The organism is Paenarthrobacter sp. NPDC090520, from assembly GCF_044769205.1.
Taxonomy (GTDB): Bacteria; Actinomycetota; Actinomycetes; order Actinomycetales; family Micrococcaceae; genus Arthrobacter.
Genome location: NZ_JBIVXM010000009.1, coordinates 108,816 through 126,983 on the forward strand (window position 1 = coordinate 108,816; position 18,168 = coordinate 126,983).

The following is an 18,168-nucleotide window of genomic DNA, read 5'->3' on the forward strand; positions in this document are numbered from 1 at the left end:
CGGCCGCCAGTTCCGATCAGTCCGTCGGATTGGTTTCAGTCGTCAAACCACGGTCATCCGCAGTTTGGTCATCCTTTTCTTCAGCCGGCCCGGGCGGGTCCGCCGACTTGTTCTCTCCAACATCGGCGGCGTCATCCGGTTCTCCGCCGGATGCGACGCCCACCGGCACCTGAGCTGGTGAGTCAGGTGAGCCAAGATCCCTGGGGATCGGCTGGCCGGGCGTCGTGACGCCGTCGTGGACCTGGCTAAAGCCCCCAGATTCCACGGGATCCGAAGTCATACGCGCGACCGCCCCCGTCCGAGAACCCATCCCAGCAAAGCCAGGACAAGCAGGATAATTCCTACCCACAGCAAGAAACTAAGGGCTTGGTTGAATCCACCAACCAGCAGCAGGACGATCGCAATCACGCCTGCAATAACCAATAGTGTGTTCATAAAGCTACGCATCCCTTCAAACAAATATGTCCAGTGAGGAAGGCGTCCGCTGGAACTCCTTTCGAAGCTCCACCCCATGGCAACGGGCACCGTACGGAGATTCTCGTCTCCTTGTTCCGTGCTTACCCATATCGGCTGCGCTTCAAACGAAGCACTATTTATGGGAAGCACGTGCACAGCTACATGATAAGCATGCTTTGTGTATTGGCGAAGGGGCTCGCAGGGATATTTAAGGATCACTTCACGCCGTGGCGCCATAGTGATCTGCACCTCAATCCGGCACGGGTCGGGCCGCTCCCCCGTTGGACATAAGACGAAGGGAGGCCCATGCTCATCGTTCTCACCGGTATAGACGGTTCAGGGAAAACGACGGCCGCACACGCCCTGGTAGCCGCAACCCGGGATTCAGGTCGCGCGGCACTGCTGCTCAGCAACCACGCTGCGCGACGTCGCCTCTCGAACATCAGCCGACGCATCGGCTGGGGCCTTCCGCCGCGCCTCGCAGACGCCGTGGAGACTTCCATCCGGGTGTCCAACGTTCTTGTGTCGCACGCGCGGGCCTGGTTATTCGCCTGCCGCCACCCCCGTGGGCTGGTGGTGATGGACAGGCATCTCCACTGTCAACTAGCCCTACGCCGAGCACACGGCCTGCGGGCGGGCCGCGTAGTTCCCTGGCTGCTGGGCCGGCTTCCGGCACCTGATGCCGTGGTGTTCATCGATGCCGCGCCCGAACTGGCCCATCACCGGGTGACCATCCGTGGCACCGACCAGGAAACCCTGGACCATCTCACGGCTCTTCGGACTGCCTACAGCTCGATCCCGGGTTTTGCGGAATTCGTGGTTGTGGACGCCAACGGCACGCCAGGCGAAGTCTTGGCGGAACTCGAACGAGTGATCGGCCCGGCTGGTGCATAAGAGGGTGCCGGCAGACCGCCGCTTTCCTCAGCCAACGCGTAAAGGTAGCGGCTCAGCGGCACCTCATCCGGGTATTCCGGACGCCACACTGGCAAGATCATCAGTTCCCCGCCGCGGTCAAGGATGATGGGGAACGTCTGCGCCTCACGTGACGTCCCGATCGCGCCCACTTGCCGCCGGTAGCGGTGCTCCAAGGCCGACGACCCAATGGGAACCACCCACGATCCGTGGGCGGCCACCCGCACTTCGTGGAACAACGCAAGCCGACCCGAACCATCCAGGGCTACCTCCGCAAAGGCGGTTCCGGCGTCGTGCTCTTTGGGACTCAGCTGCCCCAGAACGAAGACGCGCGGCCAACCCGCCGACTGCCCGGTATCCACCACGGGAACCGGCGCACGGCCGGACTGCCGCAGCATCGCCACCACGCCACCCACTACCTCGGCAAGCTTGGGTACCACGATCGAATCGGCGGCGGGCCGGGGCGGCGGCGCGCTGGAAGGCAACGGGTTTCTGTGAATCCTGGCGTCGAAGAAGTCTCCGAACCTGCCCATGGCGGCCTCCTGGGAAGGCCCCACTGCTGAAGCCCATACACCAGATTGCAGCCGAAGCCGCCAGCTGTCCAGAGCGAATTCGGCCGATAGACCCGCGCTTCAAGGCAAATCAATGGCGTTCTTACGGTCGCCGGGCCAACAAGGCCCGCACCCTGCTTCGATCGTCGATCCACGACGCAAGCTGGGGGCTGATATAGCCAGCCAGTGCAACCAACTGCGCGTACTTTGTGGCGACGTCAATCGACCAGATCCTGTGATGGTGGCCGATCCTGTTTCGCAGTGCCCGCAGCGACTCCACTTTGTCCGCGACAGTCCTTTGGCTTCGACCGTTCATGTACGGGAAAGCTCCCGCCAAATCCGGCCATAGGGCCATCTGCCCCTTCGATACCATCTGGTGCCAGAACCCGAAGGAAATCTCGGAGATGATTTGACCTGGGTCTGTAGGCATCTTGTTCTTGCGCACGCGTTTGATGGCGGTGTCGATGTCGGCGTAAGGATAGGCGTGTTTGGCAGTCCCCTTGCCACGGCCCCGCCCTAGCTCCCTGGCGTCGTCGTAGATCCAGTGACCTGGGCGACCTTTCCCCAAATGCCGAGCCGACATCTGTTGATCAATGGCATTTCGAAGGGCTACTTCCAGATGACCCAAAGACTCCCGGAACGCTGCGGAGAGTTCGGTGTTCCATTGGTAGAGATGCATAACCCTCCCAATGTCTCCCTGGCACTCATCAAGGTAATGCTGCAACCGGGCACGGCCGAAGTTGGCTTGGAAGAACCGCATGTCGGACGAGTTGACCATACGTCGCTACCCCGCGTAGTCTCGTAGTGAACATCCCGGAACCGTCCCTGTAGTCCTCTTCGAAGGACCGATCACACGGCCGGGATTTTGCTTTAACGCAGCATTCCACGTCGCACAGACAATTTTGTCGACGCGCATAAGCACGTGGACCTCATCTGGCCACGCATATTCACGTCGCATCGGCAGATCGGAGAGTGGAAGTAGCGGGTACCTCCGGCAACTCCGCTACTTCCATCCAGTTCCGCCTCTAAAGCACGGCCAGAAGTTGCTGCATTTCCTTGATCTCGGCCTCTTGGGCGCTGACGATGTCCTTGCTGAGCTGGATCGCAGCGGCGTTCTTGCCATTGGATATTTCGGTCTTGGCCATGGTGATGGCGCCCTCGTGGTGGGTGATCATCTGGGTCAGGAACAGTTTTGCCGCTTCCGTCCCCTGGGCTGCCTCGAGCTTGGTCATGTCGTCGGCACTCATCATGCCGTCCATACTGTGGCCGGACGGCATCTGCATTGACTGGTTCCAGTCCTTGAGCCAGCCGTTCATTGTGTCGATTTCAGGGGCTTGGGCGGCCTTGATCCTGGTGGCCAGGCCAGTGACGCTGACGGGGATGTCCTGCTTCTTGAGGATCACGTCGCTCATCTCGATCGCCTGGATGTGGTGCGGGACCATCATCTGGGCGAACATCACGTCCGCGGCGTTGTGGTCCGATGCCGCAGATTGGCTGCTGCCCATGTTTCCGTGGTCCATGCCGGGCATTGACGATGCCGTAGAGCCAGGGGTTCCCGAACAGCCGGCCAGGGCAATGGCGGCTGCGATGGCGGTGGCTGCTACGGGCAAGAGCTTCTTGGTGTGCATGACAATAGGGTCCTTCGTGGTGGGTGCAGGGACATTTCCTGCTGGGGTGGTCAACATCAGCGATGCGCGATTCGGCGGGCAACCGCGGCCCAATGGCGCTGTGAAGGTACGGTCCTCATGCGGTCCGTACGCGGACTACATGAGGCCGGGCGGTCCGCTCGGGACGGACGCCGTGGATTGGCCTACGTTCTACTGATGGACAAGTCCCCGGGAGAGGGTCCGTCGGGGCGGTACTGCCAGACTTTGCCCGAGGCGAAGGCTACGGGCTGTAGCGTAACCGGTAGGGCCGCGCTGCTGTCCGGCGCCGGAGCTGCGAGGGCACCGGTGGCAACTGTCGGGGTACAGGACACGGTCTTGACGTGCTGATCCGTGCAGTCGGTGGCGCAGGAACAGTGCTCAGCGGAGGGAGCCTCTACGGCGTGCTTTGCATGTGTTGCAGCCGCCGTGGCGTGCAGTGAGTGCGTTCCCGTCATCACGTGCATGCCAAGAATCCCGGCAATCAACGCGAACACGGCGGAGAGCAGGCCCGCCGTCCGCAGAAAAGAGCGAGTCTTGGCACCAAGCATTTCCACGGCCGACCTCCTTCCATCCCGGTGGTTCCACCCTACCGGCCCGGGTTGCGCCAAGTTCCTGCCCCGGGGGGCAACCGTGCAGGCACAACACTTCCGCCGGGGGAAGTATTCTGCCTATGTCCGCTGACATCCTCTGCCTGTCCACGCGAACCGTGCTAGCATTCCCGGAGATCGTGACAAATCCTCAGGAGGTGAGACCCATGTACGCAGTATCAGCAATGGGCGCTCCCCAGGAGTCCACGGTTTCGCGGCTGAAGTAGCCGCCATCGGAGCGCCAACCACGCACATCGCGAAAGGCGACTCCAATGAACACAACACATCCTCAAGGAAACACCCGCGCCCTGGTCCTCGGTGGCGGCGGTTCAACAGGTAACGCATGGCTGATCGGCGTCGTTGCAGGACTGGTCGAAGCCGGCCTCGACGTCACCAAGGCAGACCTGATCATCGGCACGTCGGCGGGTTCCACGGCCGCAGCCCAGATCACCGGTGGGAATCCCGCCGAACTCTTTGCCGCCGTCGTCAATGCCGACTACCGTCCCCGCACCAACCACGCTGACCCCAACGAGGGGCGGGTTCGCAGCGCGTCCGACCACATGGAACGCACGGCCCGCATCATGGCCGAATCCGAAGACATGGCGGACATGCGCCGTCGGCTGGGAGCTTCGGCCCTTGAACTGCAGGCAGCACTGGACGCCTCCACGCAGGACAGATGGCGCTCTACCGTGGCCAGCCGGCTGCCCGATCCCGAGTGGCCGGATACGCCGATCCTCATCACTGCCGTCGACGCCCGGACGGGCGAACCGGTGGCGTTCCACCGGGACAGCGGGGTGGAGTTGGTGGACGCCGTAGCCGCGAGTTGTGCCAGCGGCTTCGCGTACAGCATCGGCTCGGGCGACTATATCGACGGCGGCTACCGCGCCAACGCCGAGAACGCGGACCTCGCGTCCGGGTACAGCGCGGTCCTGGTGCTGTCACCATTCGGTGGAAGGACGCGGACACCGGCCGAATGGGGAATGGATCTCGCCACGCAGGTGGACGGTTTGCGGGCCTCGGGAAGCAAGGTGGAGACCATCTTCCCGGCCCCTGACGCGGAGCACATGTTCGGTGTTAACGCCATGGATCTATCCCTCCGCCCGGCCGCGGCACGGGCAGGTTACGAGCAAGGGCGGCAGCTCGCACCACGGCTCGGGGACTTCTGGGACTGATCCGGGAAGCAGCCTAAATACGCCGAAGCCCGCCAAAACTCAACCGTTGTTCCCCTCCTGACCCCGGAGTAGGGTGGCCGGACCGCCAACCCTCAACCCCGTCTGGGAAAGATCTGGGAGACACCATGACACAGGTGAGACGTCGAATTGCTGCGGTCACTGCAGCCTTGGCCCTGAGCGTCACGGGCGGAGCAGTAGCCAGTCCGGCGTTCGCTGATCCGCGCCAAACGGAGAAGAATGCCACGGCAACAGGCTACGGAGGCGCTGTTTCCACGGTTGACCCGGAGGCTTCTGCGGCGGCTATCGAAGTACTGAGGAAGGGCGGCAACGCGGCCGATGCAGCGGTCGCGGCTGCCGCCACCCTCGGTGTCACCGAGCCCTACAGTGCTGGCATCGGTGGTGGCGGGTACTTCGTTTACTACGACGCCAAGACGGGCAAGGTGGGGACCATCGACGGTCGCGAGACCGCTCCGGCAGGCATCACCAAGGATGCCTTCATCGACCCTGCGACGAAGGAGCCGTACAACTTCACTCCGGAACTCGTGACCAGCGGCGTCTCCGTGGGTGTCCCCGGCACGCCCGCTACATGGGAACGGGCGCTGAAACGGTGGGGAACCATGGATCTGGGCGATGCCCTGAAGCCTGCCATCCAGGTAGCCAACCGTGGCTTCGTGGTGGATAAGACGTTCCGCCAGCAAACGCTCGACAACCAGCTGCGCTTCAACACGTTCACTTCAACCCAGAAGCTGTTCCTTCCCGGTGGCGACGCTCCCGCCGTCGGAAGTGTCTTCAAGAACCCCGAACTCGCGGCCACTTACAGGCTGCTCGCCAAGGAAGGGACCTCCGCGTTCTACGGCGGCCAGCTCGCGAAGGAGATCGCAGCCACGGTGCAGGCGCCGCCGAAATCTGGAGCCACCGACCTTCCGGTCCCGGTGGGTTCCATGACCACCCAGGACCTGGCGAACTATAAAGCCATCGACCAGGACCCGACGCACATGAACTACCGCGGCTATGACGTCTACGGCATGGCTCCCTCGAGCAGCGGCGGAACCACGGTGGGCGAGGCGCTCAACATCCTGGAGCCGTCCGACCTCGCGGGCATGGGAACAACGGACGCGCTGCATCGCTACTTCGAGGCGAGCGCCCTGGCTTTCGCCGACCGCGGCGCGTATGTCGGCGACCCGGCCTTCGTCAACGTCCCCACCAAGGCGCTCCTCGATCCCGTGTTCGGCAAGGAACGCGCGTGCAGCATCAACCCGATGGCGGCGGCCGCCAAGCCAGTCGCCCCTGGCGACGTCACAACGTACGACGGCGCGTGCCCGACTTCCGCTGCACCCCTCGCCGACGAGAAGGACACCGAAAACATCTCAACCACCAACATGACGGTCGCGGACAAGTGGGGCAACGTTGTTGAGTACACGTTGACGATCGAGCAGACCGGCGGATCGGGAATTGTTGTTCCCGGCCGTGGATTCCTGCTGAACAACGAACTCACCGACTTCAGCACGGTGTACAGCGCCACGGATCCGAACAGGCTTGAACCGGGCAAGCGTCCGCGCTCGTCGATGTCCCCCACCATCATCCTCGACGACGGCAAGCCCTTCCTGGCACTCGGTTCACCCGGTGGCTCCACCATCATCACCACGGTTCTGCAGACCATCCTGAACCGCGTGGACCTGGGCATGAACATCTCGGAGGCGCTTGCGGCACCGCGCGCGGCACAGCGGAACACGGCGAACGTTACCGCGGAGCCGGACTTCATCACTGCTTACGGCCCACCGCTCACAGCGCTGGGACACAAGCTGGTTCCGGCCGGCGATGCGTTCACGTCGGCTGCCGAGATAGGTGCAGCTACCGCGATCGAGTTCGGCCAAGACGGGAAGCTGACGGCGGCCGCCGAACCTGTTCGCCGCGGCGGTGGCTCCGCCATGGTGGTGTCCACGGAGCAGCGCGATCACGGCAAGGGACCCAAACCCAAGTAGGTCATGCACGTGCGGACCGCGTTCAGTCTTCTTCTTCGCGGTCCGCCCTGACCTCCACCATGGAGCGCCAGAACGACACTCCCGCGCCAACTGCGCAGATGGTGCCGGTAACGATCGGCCATGCGGTCTCGCTTCCGTTCGAGAGAAAGACGTAAAGCGAGTAGAAGGCCAGAATCAGGGCCAGCAACAGCCATACGAGCGATTTTTGGTTCACGATGAATTCCTTTGCGTTGATCCGTTTCTGGTCATGTGCCGGGACCGCCTAATCCCCCGGCCAGAGTGGCGAGGAAGCAACCGCGCTCCACAACCACTCCCCCAGGCTCAGCTGAACGCGGCTGGTAATCTCTGCACGTCCGGCAGACGGCAGGTATCCGGTTTCCCGGATGTCAGCGTCGTAGGACTGAGCGGGGACGGCCAGGCCACCAAAGGTCACCGGCACCAGGGCCTCAAGCGGCGCTTTGGATAACGACGGCGGCAGCGAACCGATGGTGGCCACGCCCAGATCGCGGTGGATCACCAAGCCCTGCGACTGCAGGGAGACGCGGTCGCCTTCCGCGAACGTGGCCAGGGTTGAACCAACAGGGGTGACGATGTTCAGGCGCCCGTCCACCAAGGTGTAGCCCGCAACCTGGCTGGATGTCACCGGGACCGCGGCCAGGATCACGGCAAGCACCCCCGTTCCTGCTGCGCCCACGAGTACCCGCCGCCAGAATGGACTCCCGTTGCGAGCTGCAGCAAGGAAGAAGCGCACGATGCTCGCGGATACCACGGCCAGGAGCAGGAGCAGAACTGCCGCCACCACCAGATGTCCAGCGAAGCCAAACTGCAGGAACACCGGAACCAGTCGCTGGAAACCGATGGCCATGAATGCCAGGCCGGCCACGAAGCTCGCCAAGCCAAACCACGGAAGCAAACCCCGCTTGGGCAGGGAGTGTCGTGTCCCAAACACGTGGACCCTGACCAGTTCCCCCATCGCGTCCATCGACTTTCTCCGAAGATAGGGAACATCCAGGGCAGACATCAGTGCCACGTAGCCGTCCAGCTTGATGAACGGAAACAGGTTCAGGACAGCCACGCAGTAACAGAGCACCCCATAGAGAAGGACACCGTCTTTGGCAGTGGAGCCGGTCATGAATCCCTGCACCGACAGGGCAGCGCTGCCCAGCCCGAGGTGGACCATGGGACCAGCCAGCGCCACGAGCACCCTTTGCCTACGCGAAGGAAGGCGCCACCCATCGGTCACGTCGCAGAAGAACGCGGGCGAGAGATAAAACAACATGATGCCGATGCGCCTCGGCTGACCGCCAAAGTACGCCAGGGCCATACCGTGGCCCAGTTCGTGCAGCAGCGTCGAAGCGAACATCGCTGCGGCCACCCCCAGGTAGGCCTCCACGGGAAGTGGCGTCGACAGGACCCGCAGGATCTCATGCCCCGCAGTGCTCAGGCCAACCATTCCGCCGAGCACCAGCAACGCGGCCAGGACCAGCACTTCGCGTCGGGCCAAGGCCGCTACCACGGGACGAAGGGAGTACAGGAACACGGTTGGGTTAAATAGCGTCAACTGGACCGTCAGTGGAGCCCGGAACTGGAGCCAGCGGACCTTCGCTCGGTGAGTGCCGCCGTCGAAAATTCGTGTGTTCGCAAGCTGCTCCACCACGCCCGTGACCTCCCGGGCAGTCCATGGCTCCCCCAGCTGTGCCGCTATGTGTTCGGGTCCCTTCACACCGTCCACGGTCCGCAGGACAGCAGCCACATCACCCGAGACCCTGGCTCTGGGCACGCCGTTCAACGCTACGATCCACGGAGCGCCGTCCTGCACCGGAGGGTCGAGCGATGCCGCCGGCGCCAGCTGGACGGGCCACACCGGCGCATGGGTGGAGAGCTTCTTGGCCGATCTCATATCAGCGGATGCGGGGTCAGCGTCAGTCGCTCGGCAACGGGGCCGAACAGGGACAGGTTCTTCGTCTCGTCCATGGTCAATTGCACGGCACCCGGACAGACCACTTTCCCAGTGACCCAGCCGAGTTCCGCGATTGGGGTGGGAAGCCTGTGGGTGAGGTCGACCCAGTGCGAGTCGATACCTCGACTGGCCAGATGCCTCACCAGGACATCGACACCCGGCACAGGTTTCACGGCTGGGACCGGTTCCGTGGGGAAGGACTGGAGCCACGCCTGCAGGGTGGATACGGCTTGTGGCGTGCTCCAGAAGTCGGCACGGGAAGAGTCGCCGGTCACCGAATCACCCGCCCCAAAGGGCGCTGGCTTCCGGGACAGGAACAGCTCCCGGATTTGCAGCCCTTCCTGCAGCGCACCGAGCATTGCGGACAGTGGATCGGCGGACGCTTTGAGTCCCACCGCGCCGAACGAAGCCGAGGACGTGGCGCCGATAATGACGCAGACCGCGGTGTGGACCGGGCTGTCGTTCCCAACGAAGGCCAGCGTGAGGTGGACGCCTGCCGTTCTGGCCGCCTCAAGAAGGACAGCCAGGCTCCGATCACGGGCCGACTGCGGCAGTTCCGCGAGGTCCACCTTGCGCAGGGGTGCCTGCGAGCGCCAGGCCGACAGGAAGGCGTCGCGTTCCAGCACCTCCACGAGGGCCGACGCCTGGGCCAAAGCTTCCGACGGTCCCGAGGCCGCACCGTTCGGGGAGGGGTCGAAATAGCGCTCCCACCGGGATGGGGAGGGACAGCCTGGCCTGTAGTCCACCACGGGCGCAGGCACCTGCGACTCCGCTCCGGTCAGCAGTTCGGTGGCACGGTACCAGGGGAAATCGCAGGCCAGCGCGGACGCCCTGCCCAGGCCAGTGGTGACGAAGTCGATTGGCTCAGCACCCGGACTCGCCACCAGGTAGTCGGCGTCCGCCAGAACCGGGGCCAGTGCAAACCGTTCCACGGCTTCGCCGGCGCCCCGGATCAACGATCCGCGCCGCCGCACGTCAAAAGCGCCGACGGCGGAGGCGAACCCTGACGTGGCAGACCCACCATTGGCGAGTAGTGCGACAGTCCGCCAGAGCCCGGACTCGTTCGGTGGGTAGACGGTAGCCTCTGAGACCAGGCCGTAGGTGGGATCCAGGGTCAGGACAGGATCGAGGGTCAATTCCGTTGCGGTACTCACTTCCCACACACCCAGAGTTCGATGTCCTTCAAGCCAGGACTCGGAGTGGCAATCCGGACGGGCCGTCGTTCCAGGACGGTCAGTCCCTCTCCGGTGAGTTCCTCCTGTATGAGGTCATTGCTGACGAACGCAATCTCGCTGGCGTACGCCGACGAGCGGTAGGTCCCGCCCTCGTTGAAGCTGACGTGGATCATGGTCACGTGCCGCGCACCGTTGACGGGATCCCGGCTTTCCGCCGTAATGAGGAAGGAGTCTTCCCCCAACGCCGAAACCGTTGTGCCGCCGTCGTACGTTGTTCCGCCCTGGTGGCTGTCAGCGTTCAGGACGGTGAGCAGGAACCGGCCGTCCGGGGCCAAGGCCTCCCGGACCCGGCGGAAGAGCCGGCGGCGATCGTCACGGTCCAGGAGCGTCACGGAACTGGCTCCGAGAACGACGCAACCGAAACCGCCGTCGACCTCCACCCGGGACATGTCCGCTTGCAGGAGTTCCACTTCCGCGCCCCTCGGGTTGAACGGAACCGTACCAACCTTTGCGGCGAGCAGCTCCAGCATCTCTACGGAAGAATCGACGGCGGTTACCGGACGCCCCAGCGCCAGCAGCGCACGCGTTATCCGCCCGGACCCGGCTGCCAGTTCAAGGATGGGGCCCGTCGTCTTGCGGGCTGCTGCCTGGATTTCGGGTAGTTCGGTGAGGTCTTTGGCGGTGATCTGGTCATAGAGGCGGGACCCCGACACGCTGTAGAGGTCTTCGGGCGGGTCCAGGTGTCCGAGGACGCGAAGGATGGCATCGGCAGTCTGGTCAGGTGCTGGGTTCATCGGCATGTGTCCTTGGGAGTTGCTTCGGGAGGAGCACACGCGGGCAGTTGAGGAAGGAAACCACCCGCGTGTGCTGGCTTGGGTAGCGGCTAGGTGGCCGCGATGCCGACGACGATGCCGGCAATGATGATCACGTCACCGACGCGGATGTACCAAGGGGTGTCATCCGGGGTGTCCAGATTTTCAAGTTCTTCGATGCTGAGTTGGAGCGTCATTGCTGCCTCCTTTCGCGTGTTGTGTTTGCTGGTGTTACCGGGTCTAGGTGATGCTCACGGCGATGAGGCCGATGGCCACTCCCTGTGTGACGCCGACAAACCAGTTGTTGAAATCCGGAGTGTCCAAGGACTCGACTTCCTGAATGGCCAGATTGAGCTGTTTCTGCATGTGCTTTCACCTCCTCTCCTGCGATTGTGCGGTCGCGGTCACGATCACGGTCACGGTCACGTGATGGTGACGACGATGCCCACCAGCGCCAGGCCTACGGTGATTCCGTGGATCCGTTCGGTCCAGTCGTCCGGCAGGTCGATGCTTTCCAGTTCCTGGACGTTGAGGTCCAGGGCCTTGGGAGTGCTGATCATGTGCTCACCTCCTCCCTCTTGCTGATCGCGGGTGATCCGTCGGGCAAGTCTTGGATGGTCGCTGCGCGGAGGACATGCTGGACCTGGAAGACGTCGAGTCCACGCAACATAGGGAGGACGCCGCCCCAATTGCGGATGGCGGCGGCAGCGGTATCCCTGATGGTTTCCTTGCTCGCGGGCACCACCCGCGGAACGTCCCATTGCTGGATGAGGTCCGCCATGCCCCTTGCCGGGTTGGGGTTCAGACGCGTTGCGCCCTGGGTGACCTCGGCCCAGAGCCGGTTCAACCGCTGTTCGCTGCCCCAAGCCGCGTTGCCCTTTCCGATCTCGGCCCACACAGGCGGGATCAGCGCGGCGGTTGCGGTCATCTTTCGCGTACCCGTCAGGTATGCCAGTTCGTTGGCGACGTACCAATGCCTGGCGCCATACGGATTACGGCCCATCAGCGACCAACCCGTGTGGGTTTCCATGCTGAGCCTCGCCGCCGCCAGCCGCAGATCAGGGGTATCCCGTGATGTCAGTTGCTCCCCCACGTGCAGGATCCGCCGCAGCAAGTGGTGACCGTCGTCGTCGAACATGCTCGCGCTGCTGCCGATCATCGTCCCGGCCACGCGCAGGAACGCTTCGAGAAGCCCCTCCAGAACCAGCGTCCGCGGCAGGGTGGTGAGGTGCCCGGCGTCGAGCACTGCGGCGTCGCCCGCAAGGTGCGGCGAGGCCAGCAGGCGGCGCCCGACGGCGGTATCCAGGCACGCTACAGCGCTGACTTCCGCTCCGGTCCCCACGGTGGACGGGAGGAGGATCGTCTTTAGGCGCTTGTTGGAGAACGGGATGGGAGGCAGCACGAGCAAACCCGAACGCTTGGCGTGGCGCTCCACGAAGATCGCCAGGCTGGGGTCCGCGGAGAACATCGCAGCGAGCTTGACGGCGTCGAGAATCGAACCGCCACCCAGCCCGACAATCGTGTCCAGCCGGTGGACCTGGATGAATTCGATGACATCCCTCAGGGTTTGGATGCTCACGGGCGTTGCCTTCAGGTCGAGGGCTGGAGCGCCGCGGAGATCGCCCTCCCTGAGCCGGTTCCGATGTTCGGTGAGGGAAGCATCGGCAACGATCCCTACGCGTCCGCGGGTCAGTGAGCCCACGTACTTGGGCGTCATTCCGGCACCCAGGATGACGCACCGGGTCTTCCATGTACGGTCGGCGATCATGCGAAAACTCCGTCGGCGCGGGCTTCGGTTAAGCCGTGAACGATGGCCACATGCAGTTCCCGGAAGTTGTCCTCCGTATACGTGAGCGAGGGCAGGAGCTGGATCCTTCCCGGGCCGGGTTGGACGATTGCACCGGCCTGGTGGATGCGCCTCACCACGGCGAGGGTGCCGTTCGCCGAAAGGGGCGAACCGTTGTCCGTGTGGAGCTTCACGCCCCGCATGCAGCCGCGTCCTGTCGTTCCGCCGATACCTCGGACGTCCTTGAGGTCGGCGAGGAGCCGGTCCAGCCCGTCGGCAACTTCCTTGTTCAGCCTCTGAAAATCCAGGCGCTCCATCTCACTGATAGTGGCCAGGACAGCAGCACAGGTGGACGGGGTGCCGGCTTGCGTTTCACCATGGACGAAGACGGATTCGGTGGCGTCGAAGACGTCCGTGATGCGATGAGCGATGAGGAGCGCGGCACAGGCCGCCGTGCCATTGGTCAGGCCCTTGGAAGTGACGATGATGTCCGGTGATTCCACCCATTCGTCGGACACGAACCAGGAACTGACCCGGCCGAATCCTGTTGCTACTTCATCCGCCACCAGGAGGAACCCGTGTTCCTGCCGGTGGCGCCGGAGTGCTTGGAGGAAGTCTTCCGGGACCACCTCCGCGCCGGAGCCAAGCACAGGCTCCACCACAATTGCCGCGATCCGATGACCCTCGCGGCGCATGAGGTTGTCCAGCTCCTGGGTGGTGTCGAAGCCGATGTGCCGGACGTTCCGGGCATCCACGCCGTACACCGCTTGGCCAAGCTCGTCACCGCTGAGGGCCTGGCTGCCGTACGTCAGGCCGTGATAGCTGCCCTTGAGCCCGACAATGAGTTTCCTTTCCGGCTGGCCATTCAGGACGCAGAACTGGCGGGCGAGCTTCATGACGGCGTCGTTGGCCGCACTTCCGGACGTGGAGAAGAGAACCTTGCTGAACGTGTTCCCGGACAGACCCAGCAGGGCGCCTGCCGCCTCGATGGCGCGTTCGTGTGCTGTCCGGAAAAGCGACAGATAGGAGGCCCTCTTGAGTTCCTCGGCCACGGCCGCGGCGATGAAGGAGTTGCCAAAGCCGAGGTTGGCGTTCCACAGACCACTCTTCGCGCACAGTCTCCGCTGCTTGTCGGCGAAGGTGACATGAACGCCGTCGGCCGCTGTTGCCGTGAAGCTGTCCTGGTCAAAGTCGTGCTGGGTGACCAGCGGGACCCAGAGCGGAAGACTCACCGCAGTTCTCCGAGCAGGTCGATGCCGAGCTGGTCGAACTGGGCCACGACGGACCGTGCCGAACCCTCGGCTGCGGCCGGCGAAACGCCCAGCGTGGTGGCGGTGACCGTGGCGGCTGCCTCGACGTCCCTGAGGTTGGAGATCGCCTCGATCAGGGTGGCCGCGTCTGCGCCGATTTTGAAGAGCCGGCCGGTCTTGGTGTCCAGGAGCCTGTACTCACCGTGCCGTTCGAGGATGAACGGTGCTCCGGGCAGTGGATGGTTGTGGCTTTCCGTGGCCCCGTACAGGCTCAGTCCGAAGCCGACCAGCCGGGTATCCGCGTGGTGGTCCCGCAGGATGAACTTCCATGCGTCCAATGCGGCGAGGTAGCGCGGAATCCACGGACGATCGCTGAGCTGCGCCCTCATCTCCGCAGCGTCGCTGATGGAGGCCACCGCCGATTCGGGTTTCAGCGGGACTGCTTTGATGCGGAGGTCATGCAAGGGATCGCCGGCCCAGCCGATCACTGTTCCATACGGTCCGTTGAGAATGGTGCCGTCCGCTGTGATGTGGATTCGCGACAGGCTGCGGTTGAGGCTGCCGTGCCCGCCCAGCAACCCGCGTTCGCTCAGCACGGCGTTGACCTCCGTGAGCTGGACGATGAAGTGCCCGGAACTCCGCGCCTCGTCTGCATCGTCGAAGAACGCCTGCTGATCTTCCAGCCCCGTGATCCGGACTACCGTCGCACCCACCAGGTTGACGAAGGGCAGGGCAACGTAATCCTGGATTTCAAGGTTCAGCGTGCCGCCCACCAGCAGTTCGCCACCCGGTTCATCAAAACTGCCCTTGACCAAGACGATGTCTGGATCGTCAGCGTCACCGTCGACCACCAAGACCACCGAGCCCTCCACGGCCAGGTCCTTGGCGTAACCGGCATGCGCGGGGTTCTCCGCGAAGACCACGTGACCCGGTATGCGGCCCGGAATTCCCGTCACCCACTGATCCACCGCCGCCGCGATGGTTTGCTGCTGACTCAGCGTCAAAGTGCCAACCCCCAATAGTTGTGCTGTTGTCCCCTGAGCGGGCCCTTCGGACGGGCTCGTTCATGGGAAGGACACTATGGGCGCGAAGGGCCTCCACGATTGGGAAAATCGAAATTAGGTGGTGATTTTGGCGAAATTAGGTGGTGAAAACGGGGAACTAGGGGTTTTGACAGGGTCGTCTAGGTGGTGGGTTTTGGATGTTCCGCCGTTGGTGTGCGCCCTCCCAACGCGAAGGACCCCGCCCACCCAGACACAAGGCTGGTGAGCGGGGCCGTGATTGCAGAATCCGAAGAGTAGCCTTAGAAGTTGAGAGGTCTACCTTTCTTCAGCGCGGTGTGTCAGAGGAATCGATCGTCTTGGTCTGCGCCTTCTTACGCGTCATCCAGATCTCGTTGGCGGCATAAGGAATGATCGCCAGGAACGGAATCACAACGCCTTGCCACGTAGGCACCAGATTCAGCATCAGAGGCATGAACGATGCCACGAAAACCACTTGGTGTACGTATCTGTACCATGTCACGGTCAGCCGGGCTCCTCCTCATCCAGGTGGGGTGACGGCGGTTGCCGCACCCACCGTGCATCTAAAGGGACGAAGGTGCTCTCACGAATGGGATTTCTGAAATTAGGTGGTGATTTTGGCGAAATTAGGTGGTGAAAACGGGAAACCAGGGGTTTTGACAGGGTCGTCTAGGTGGTGGGTTTTAGTGGCCGAACATCTCCAGGCAGCCACCGTCCATGATGCTGCCACCGGTCTGGATGGTGACTTCACCTTCTCCCGGGACGAAGCCGTACAGGCAGCCTCCGCTGGGCACCGAAACCCCGAAACGGACACCGCTGCCGCCGTCGTCGGTTTGAACTTCCTTGAGGTTGAGCGACGCGAAAGCCCCTTCGACATCGGCCGGGGTGGCCGGCCTGTCTAGTGCGTTCAAGGCTTCTTTGGCTGGGTCCAGGTGTGTGTTTAGCTGCGCCTGTATCTCCGGGCTGAGCTTCCGACGCTGCCTGTACATCTCGTTCTGGGCCATGGCGGCGTTGCCGTCGTAAGCGACGCAGTTGTTTGGCTGCGGTTCCGTCCCGGCACTCGGACAAGCTGCGGTTGGGGTGGGGCTTTGCTGCGGGGGTGCCGTGGTTGGTGGAACGCCGCAGCTCACCAGCGAGAGAAGTACGACGGCGGCAGTTGCGAGGGCTGGTATCGAAGGTTGTGTATTCCCCATCAAGGGGACGATACGGTAAGGATCCTGATTTATCCATCGATTAGGCTAAATGACGTGAAGGCTCCGATATGCCACTAGCATGTGGCCATGCAGACTTTCACATGGGCAGATGCGCGCACCGACAAAGCCGAAACCAAGGTCGCCGTTTTGCTTCCCGGCTCCGGGTATCCCGTCGAGGGCCCGGTCCTGTTCTGGGTTGGTGAGATGCTCGCTTCGCTTGGTTGGCACGTGCAGGCCGTTCGGTGGAAGCCTGAGGACAAGCCGCATCATGATCCGCATTCATTGGTAGCGCGGGCCGCCGAACAGGCCTTCGCCGATTCACCGCTCGCAAGTCAGCGCGTCATTGTGGCCAAGTCGCTGAGCACGCTGGCGATTCCATGGGCCGAAGAAACCCTAACGCCCGGCGTCTGGCTCACACCATTGCTGACAGACGAGCGAGTTCGGAATACGATCCTTCGTTCCGCGAAAAACGACCTCTTCATTGGGGGTTCCGAGGATGAACTTTGGGACGGCGGCCGCAGGGGCGAGTCGAATGGGACATTCCTCGAGGTGGCCGGAGCGGACCATGCTTTGCAGGTCGGAAACGACTGGAGGGCCTCCCAGGAAGCGCAGGCAACGGTCTTCGAAAGGATCGAGAATTTCATCCTGGGACTCGGCGACGCTTGAGCCCAGCGCCACCTAGACGAATTCCGGCACCACCTATTTTTTGTGAAACAGCACCTAATTTTGCCCGTTTGGGGCCGTGGAGCCCGATTTCCGCCACCTATAGCCGATTTTTGGCGGCATGCTGGGACCGACGATACGTCTACCGATTGGTCTCAACGATGAAAGTCTTGTATCTAAGCACAGCAGGTTTGCAGGGCCTGGCGGCCGTTATATCGCTCGCCCATAATTCGCTCATTGGTGTCCTCAACGTGATCGCGGCAGCTTGCTCTGTAGCCATGTGGGTCCTTGCCAAGAGGAGTGAGGACAAGTCCCTCAAGACCCCGTCTTCGCGTTAGAGGGCGGAACAGAGGTGCCGCGCCTGAAATCCGAGCAGAGTTACTGGCTGGGTCTATCCGCTGCCTATGGCGTTGCCCTGGCCCTGCTGACGATGACCGATTTGCCGTGACCAGGGTCGCTGGCTATCTTTGCCGCCTTGATTGTTTTCCTCATTGTTCAGGGACTGCTCTACGGGCAGTTTGATAAGGCTGTTCTGTACGAGGTGGACCCTAGGAAGGGCACAGCGGGAGCCCTCATGACGATTTTCCCTCTCGGAACGTACCTGATTCGAGGATCAGAAATTGCTCTTTGGGCCGGGCCTCTATACGGTTTGATCGCTTCCGCCGGCTCGTACGCGATTCTCAAGAAGTACGGCTACTTCTACCGATCAGCTGTGCCTGCGACGGAACCGGAGAGTACAAAGTGACGTGCCGCGGGATGAATCCGGGTGGCGCCTCGTCCTCGTGAAAGCCGGTGCACCGACGTCGCCAAGCGCCGAGCCGAGTTCCGGCTTGGGTTGAACCTGCTCTCTAAAGCCTCGACTCCGGCGACTCCCGGGCAGCTATCCGTGATTCCCCGGATCCTTCGAACCGTGGTCATCTTTCTTGCCGACTTCACCCCATTCGCCGTCTTCTCACCCATCGTTGCCACGGTTGGTGCTTTCGGCCTGGGTGTCGTTGTTG

22 protein-coding genes are annotated in these 18,168 nt (G+C 63.0%); 4 read left to right on the top strand and 18 right to left on the bottom strand.

Annotated elements, in window-relative coordinates; translation table 11 throughout:
- Positions 1-16: 16 nt before the first annotated feature.
- Positions 17-280 carry a hypothetical protein gene (locus ACIQTZ_RS13090; protein WP_402945433.1) on the bottom strand — a complete coding sequence of 88 codons (264 nt, stop codon included), beginning with the start codon at positions 278-280 and terminating at the stop codon, positions 17-19.
- 482 nt (positions 281-762) lie between these two features.
- Here ACIQTZ_RS13090 and ACIQTZ_RS13095 point away from each other — a divergent pair, with 482 nt between their 5' ends.
- Complete coding sequence (locus ACIQTZ_RS13095) at positions 763-1,350, top strand: thymidylate kinase (protein ID WP_402981334.1); 588 nt, start codon at positions 763-765, stop codon at positions 1,348-1,350.
- Here the strand turns inward: ACIQTZ_RS13095 and ACIQTZ_RS13100 are convergent.
- The 5 genes from ACIQTZ_RS13100 to ACIQTZ_RS13120 all read right to left on the bottom strand — a co-directional run bounded on the left by ACIQTZ_RS13100 (position 1,242) and on the right by ACIQTZ_RS13120 (position 4,432).
- Positions 1,242-1,901 carry a hypothetical protein gene (locus ACIQTZ_RS13100; RefSeq protein WP_402981337.1) on the bottom strand — a complete coding sequence of 220 codons (660 nt, stop codon included), beginning with the start codon at positions 1,899-1,901 and terminating at the stop codon, positions 1,242-1,244. The two genes, ACIQTZ_RS13095 and ACIQTZ_RS13100, sit on opposite strands and share 109 nt — an antisense overlap.
- A 121-nt stretch (positions 1,902-2,022) precedes the next feature.
- Positions 2,023-2,697: an Abi family protein gene (locus tag ACIQTZ_RS13105; protein ID WP_402981340.1), complete on the bottom strand. Its 675-nt coding sequence runs from the start codon at positions 2,695-2,697 to the stop codon at positions 2,023-2,025.
- 247 nt (positions 2,698-2,944) lie between these two features.
- Complete coding sequence (locus ACIQTZ_RS13110) at positions 2,945-3,547, bottom strand: DUF305 domain-containing protein (protein ID WP_402945425.1); 603 nt, start codon at positions 3,545-3,547, stop codon at positions 2,945-2,947.
- A gap of 182 nt (positions 3,548-3,729) precedes the next feature.
- Positions 3,730-4,113, bottom strand: a complete 384-nt coding sequence (locus tag ACIQTZ_RS13115; RefSeq protein WP_402945643.1) for a DUF6153 family protein — start codon at positions 4,111-4,113, stop codon at positions 3,730-3,732.
- A gap of 190 nt (positions 4,114-4,303) precedes the next feature.
- Positions 4,304-4,432 (bottom strand): hypothetical protein, encoded by a 129-nt coding sequence (locus ACIQTZ_RS13120; RefSeq protein ID WP_400336452.1) that lies wholly within the window; start codon positions 4,430-4,432, stop codon positions 4,304-4,306.
- On the opposite strand from ACIQTZ_RS13120, the gene ACIQTZ_RS13125 reads away from it, so the two are divergent.
- Together ACIQTZ_RS13125 and ggt are read left to right on the top strand one after the other, a co-directional pair.
- The gene (locus ACIQTZ_RS13125; protein WP_402981343.1) at positions 4,425-5,324 is read left to right on the top strand and encodes a patatin-like phospholipase family protein; all 900 of its coding nucleotides are present in this window, start codon (positions 4,425-4,427) and stop codon (positions 5,322-5,324) included. The two genes, ACIQTZ_RS13120 and ACIQTZ_RS13125, sit on opposite strands and share 8 nt — an antisense overlap.
- Positions 5,325-5,449: 125 nt before the next feature.
- The gene (gene ggt, locus ACIQTZ_RS13130; RefSeq protein WP_402981346.1) at positions 5,450-7,306 is read left to right on the top strand and encodes a gamma-glutamyltransferase; all 1,857 of its coding nucleotides are present in this window, start codon (positions 5,450-5,452) and stop codon (positions 7,304-7,306) included.
- 22 nt (positions 7,307-7,328) lie between these two features.
- On the opposite strand, the gene ACIQTZ_RS13135 is transcribed toward ggt, so the two are convergent.
- The 12 genes from ACIQTZ_RS13135 to ACIQTZ_RS13190 all read right to left on the bottom strand — a co-directional run bounded on the left by ACIQTZ_RS13135 (position 7,329) and on the right by ACIQTZ_RS13190 (position 16,504).
- A complete protein-coding gene (locus ACIQTZ_RS13135) occupies positions 7,329-7,520 on the bottom strand; it encodes a hypothetical protein (protein ID WP_397323444.1) in 192 nt (63 codons plus the stop codon).
- Positions 7,521-7,568: 48 nt separating this feature from the next.
- Positions 7,569-9,206 carry a daptide biosynthesis intramembrane metalloprotease gene (gene mpaP / locus ACIQTZ_RS13140; protein WP_402981349.1) on the bottom strand — a complete coding sequence of 546 codons (1,638 nt, stop codon included), beginning with the start codon at positions 9,204-9,206 and terminating at the stop codon, positions 7,569-7,571.
- Positions 9,203-10,420 (bottom strand): YcaO-like family protein, encoded by a 1,218-nt coding sequence (locus ACIQTZ_RS13145; RefSeq protein ID WP_402981352.1) that lies wholly within the window; start codon positions 10,418-10,420, stop codon positions 9,203-9,205. The genes mpaP and ACIQTZ_RS13145 overlap by 4 nt, the downstream gene beginning before the upstream one ends.
- A complete protein-coding gene (gene mpaM / locus ACIQTZ_RS13150) occupies positions 10,417-11,235 on the bottom strand; it encodes a daptide-type RiPP biosynthesis methyltransferase (protein WP_402981355.1) in 819 nt (272 codons plus the stop codon). Before mpaM ends, ACIQTZ_RS13145 begins: the two co-directional genes overlap by 4 nt.
- 89 nt (positions 11,236-11,324) lie before the next feature.
- Positions 11,325-11,450, bottom strand: coding sequence for a daptide-type RiPP (locus ACIQTZ_RS13155; protein ID WP_400336463.1), 126 nt, complete (start codon positions 11,448-11,450; stop codon positions 11,325-11,327).
- Positions 11,451-11,493: 43 nt separating this feature from the next.
- Entirely contained in the window at positions 11,494-11,619 is a 126-nt protein-coding gene (locus ACIQTZ_RS13160; protein ID WP_397323449.1) for a daptide-type RiPP, read from the bottom strand.
- 56 nt (positions 11,620-11,675) lie between these two features.
- Positions 11,676-11,813 carry a hypothetical protein gene (locus ACIQTZ_RS13165; RefSeq protein ID WP_400336464.1) on the bottom strand — a complete coding sequence of 46 codons (138 nt, stop codon included), beginning with the start codon at positions 11,811-11,813 and terminating at the stop codon, positions 11,676-11,678.
- Positions 11,810-13,021: a daptide-type RiPP biosynthesis dehydogenase gene (mpaC, locus tag ACIQTZ_RS13170; protein WP_402981358.1), complete on the bottom strand. Its 1,212-nt coding sequence runs from the start codon at positions 13,019-13,021 to the stop codon at positions 11,810-11,812. Before mpaC ends, ACIQTZ_RS13165 begins: the two co-directional genes overlap by 4 nt.
- Positions 13,018-14,271 (bottom strand): daptide-type RiPP biosynthesis aminotransferase, encoded by a 1,254-nt coding sequence (gene mpaD / locus ACIQTZ_RS13175; RefSeq protein WP_402981360.1) that lies wholly within the window; start codon positions 14,269-14,271, stop codon positions 13,018-13,020. Before mpaD ends, mpaC begins: the two co-directional genes overlap by 4 nt.
- Positions 14,268-15,293: a daptide biosynthesis RiPP recognition protein gene (mpaB, locus tag ACIQTZ_RS13180; protein WP_402981363.1), complete on the bottom strand. Its 1,026-nt coding sequence runs from the start codon at positions 15,291-15,293 to the stop codon at positions 14,268-14,270. Before mpaB ends, mpaD begins: the two co-directional genes overlap by 4 nt.
- Positions 15,294-15,618: 325 nt before the next feature.
- Positions 15,619-15,813: a hypothetical protein gene (locus ACIQTZ_RS13185; protein ID WP_402981365.1), complete on the bottom strand. Its 195-nt coding sequence runs from the start codon at positions 15,811-15,813 to the stop codon at positions 15,619-15,621.
- Positions 15,814-15,994: 181 nt separating this feature from the next.
- Positions 15,995-16,504, bottom strand: a complete 510-nt coding sequence (locus ACIQTZ_RS13190; protein WP_402981368.1) for a hypothetical protein — start codon at positions 16,502-16,504, stop codon at positions 15,995-15,997.
- 87 nt (positions 16,505-16,591) lie between these two features.
- Here ACIQTZ_RS13190 and ACIQTZ_RS13195 point away from each other — a divergent pair, with 87 nt between their 5' ends.
- Entirely contained in the window at positions 16,592-17,170 is a 579-nt protein-coding gene (locus ACIQTZ_RS13195; protein ID WP_402981371.1) for a hypothetical protein, read from the top strand.
- Positions 17,171-18,168 lie beyond the last annotated feature (998 nt).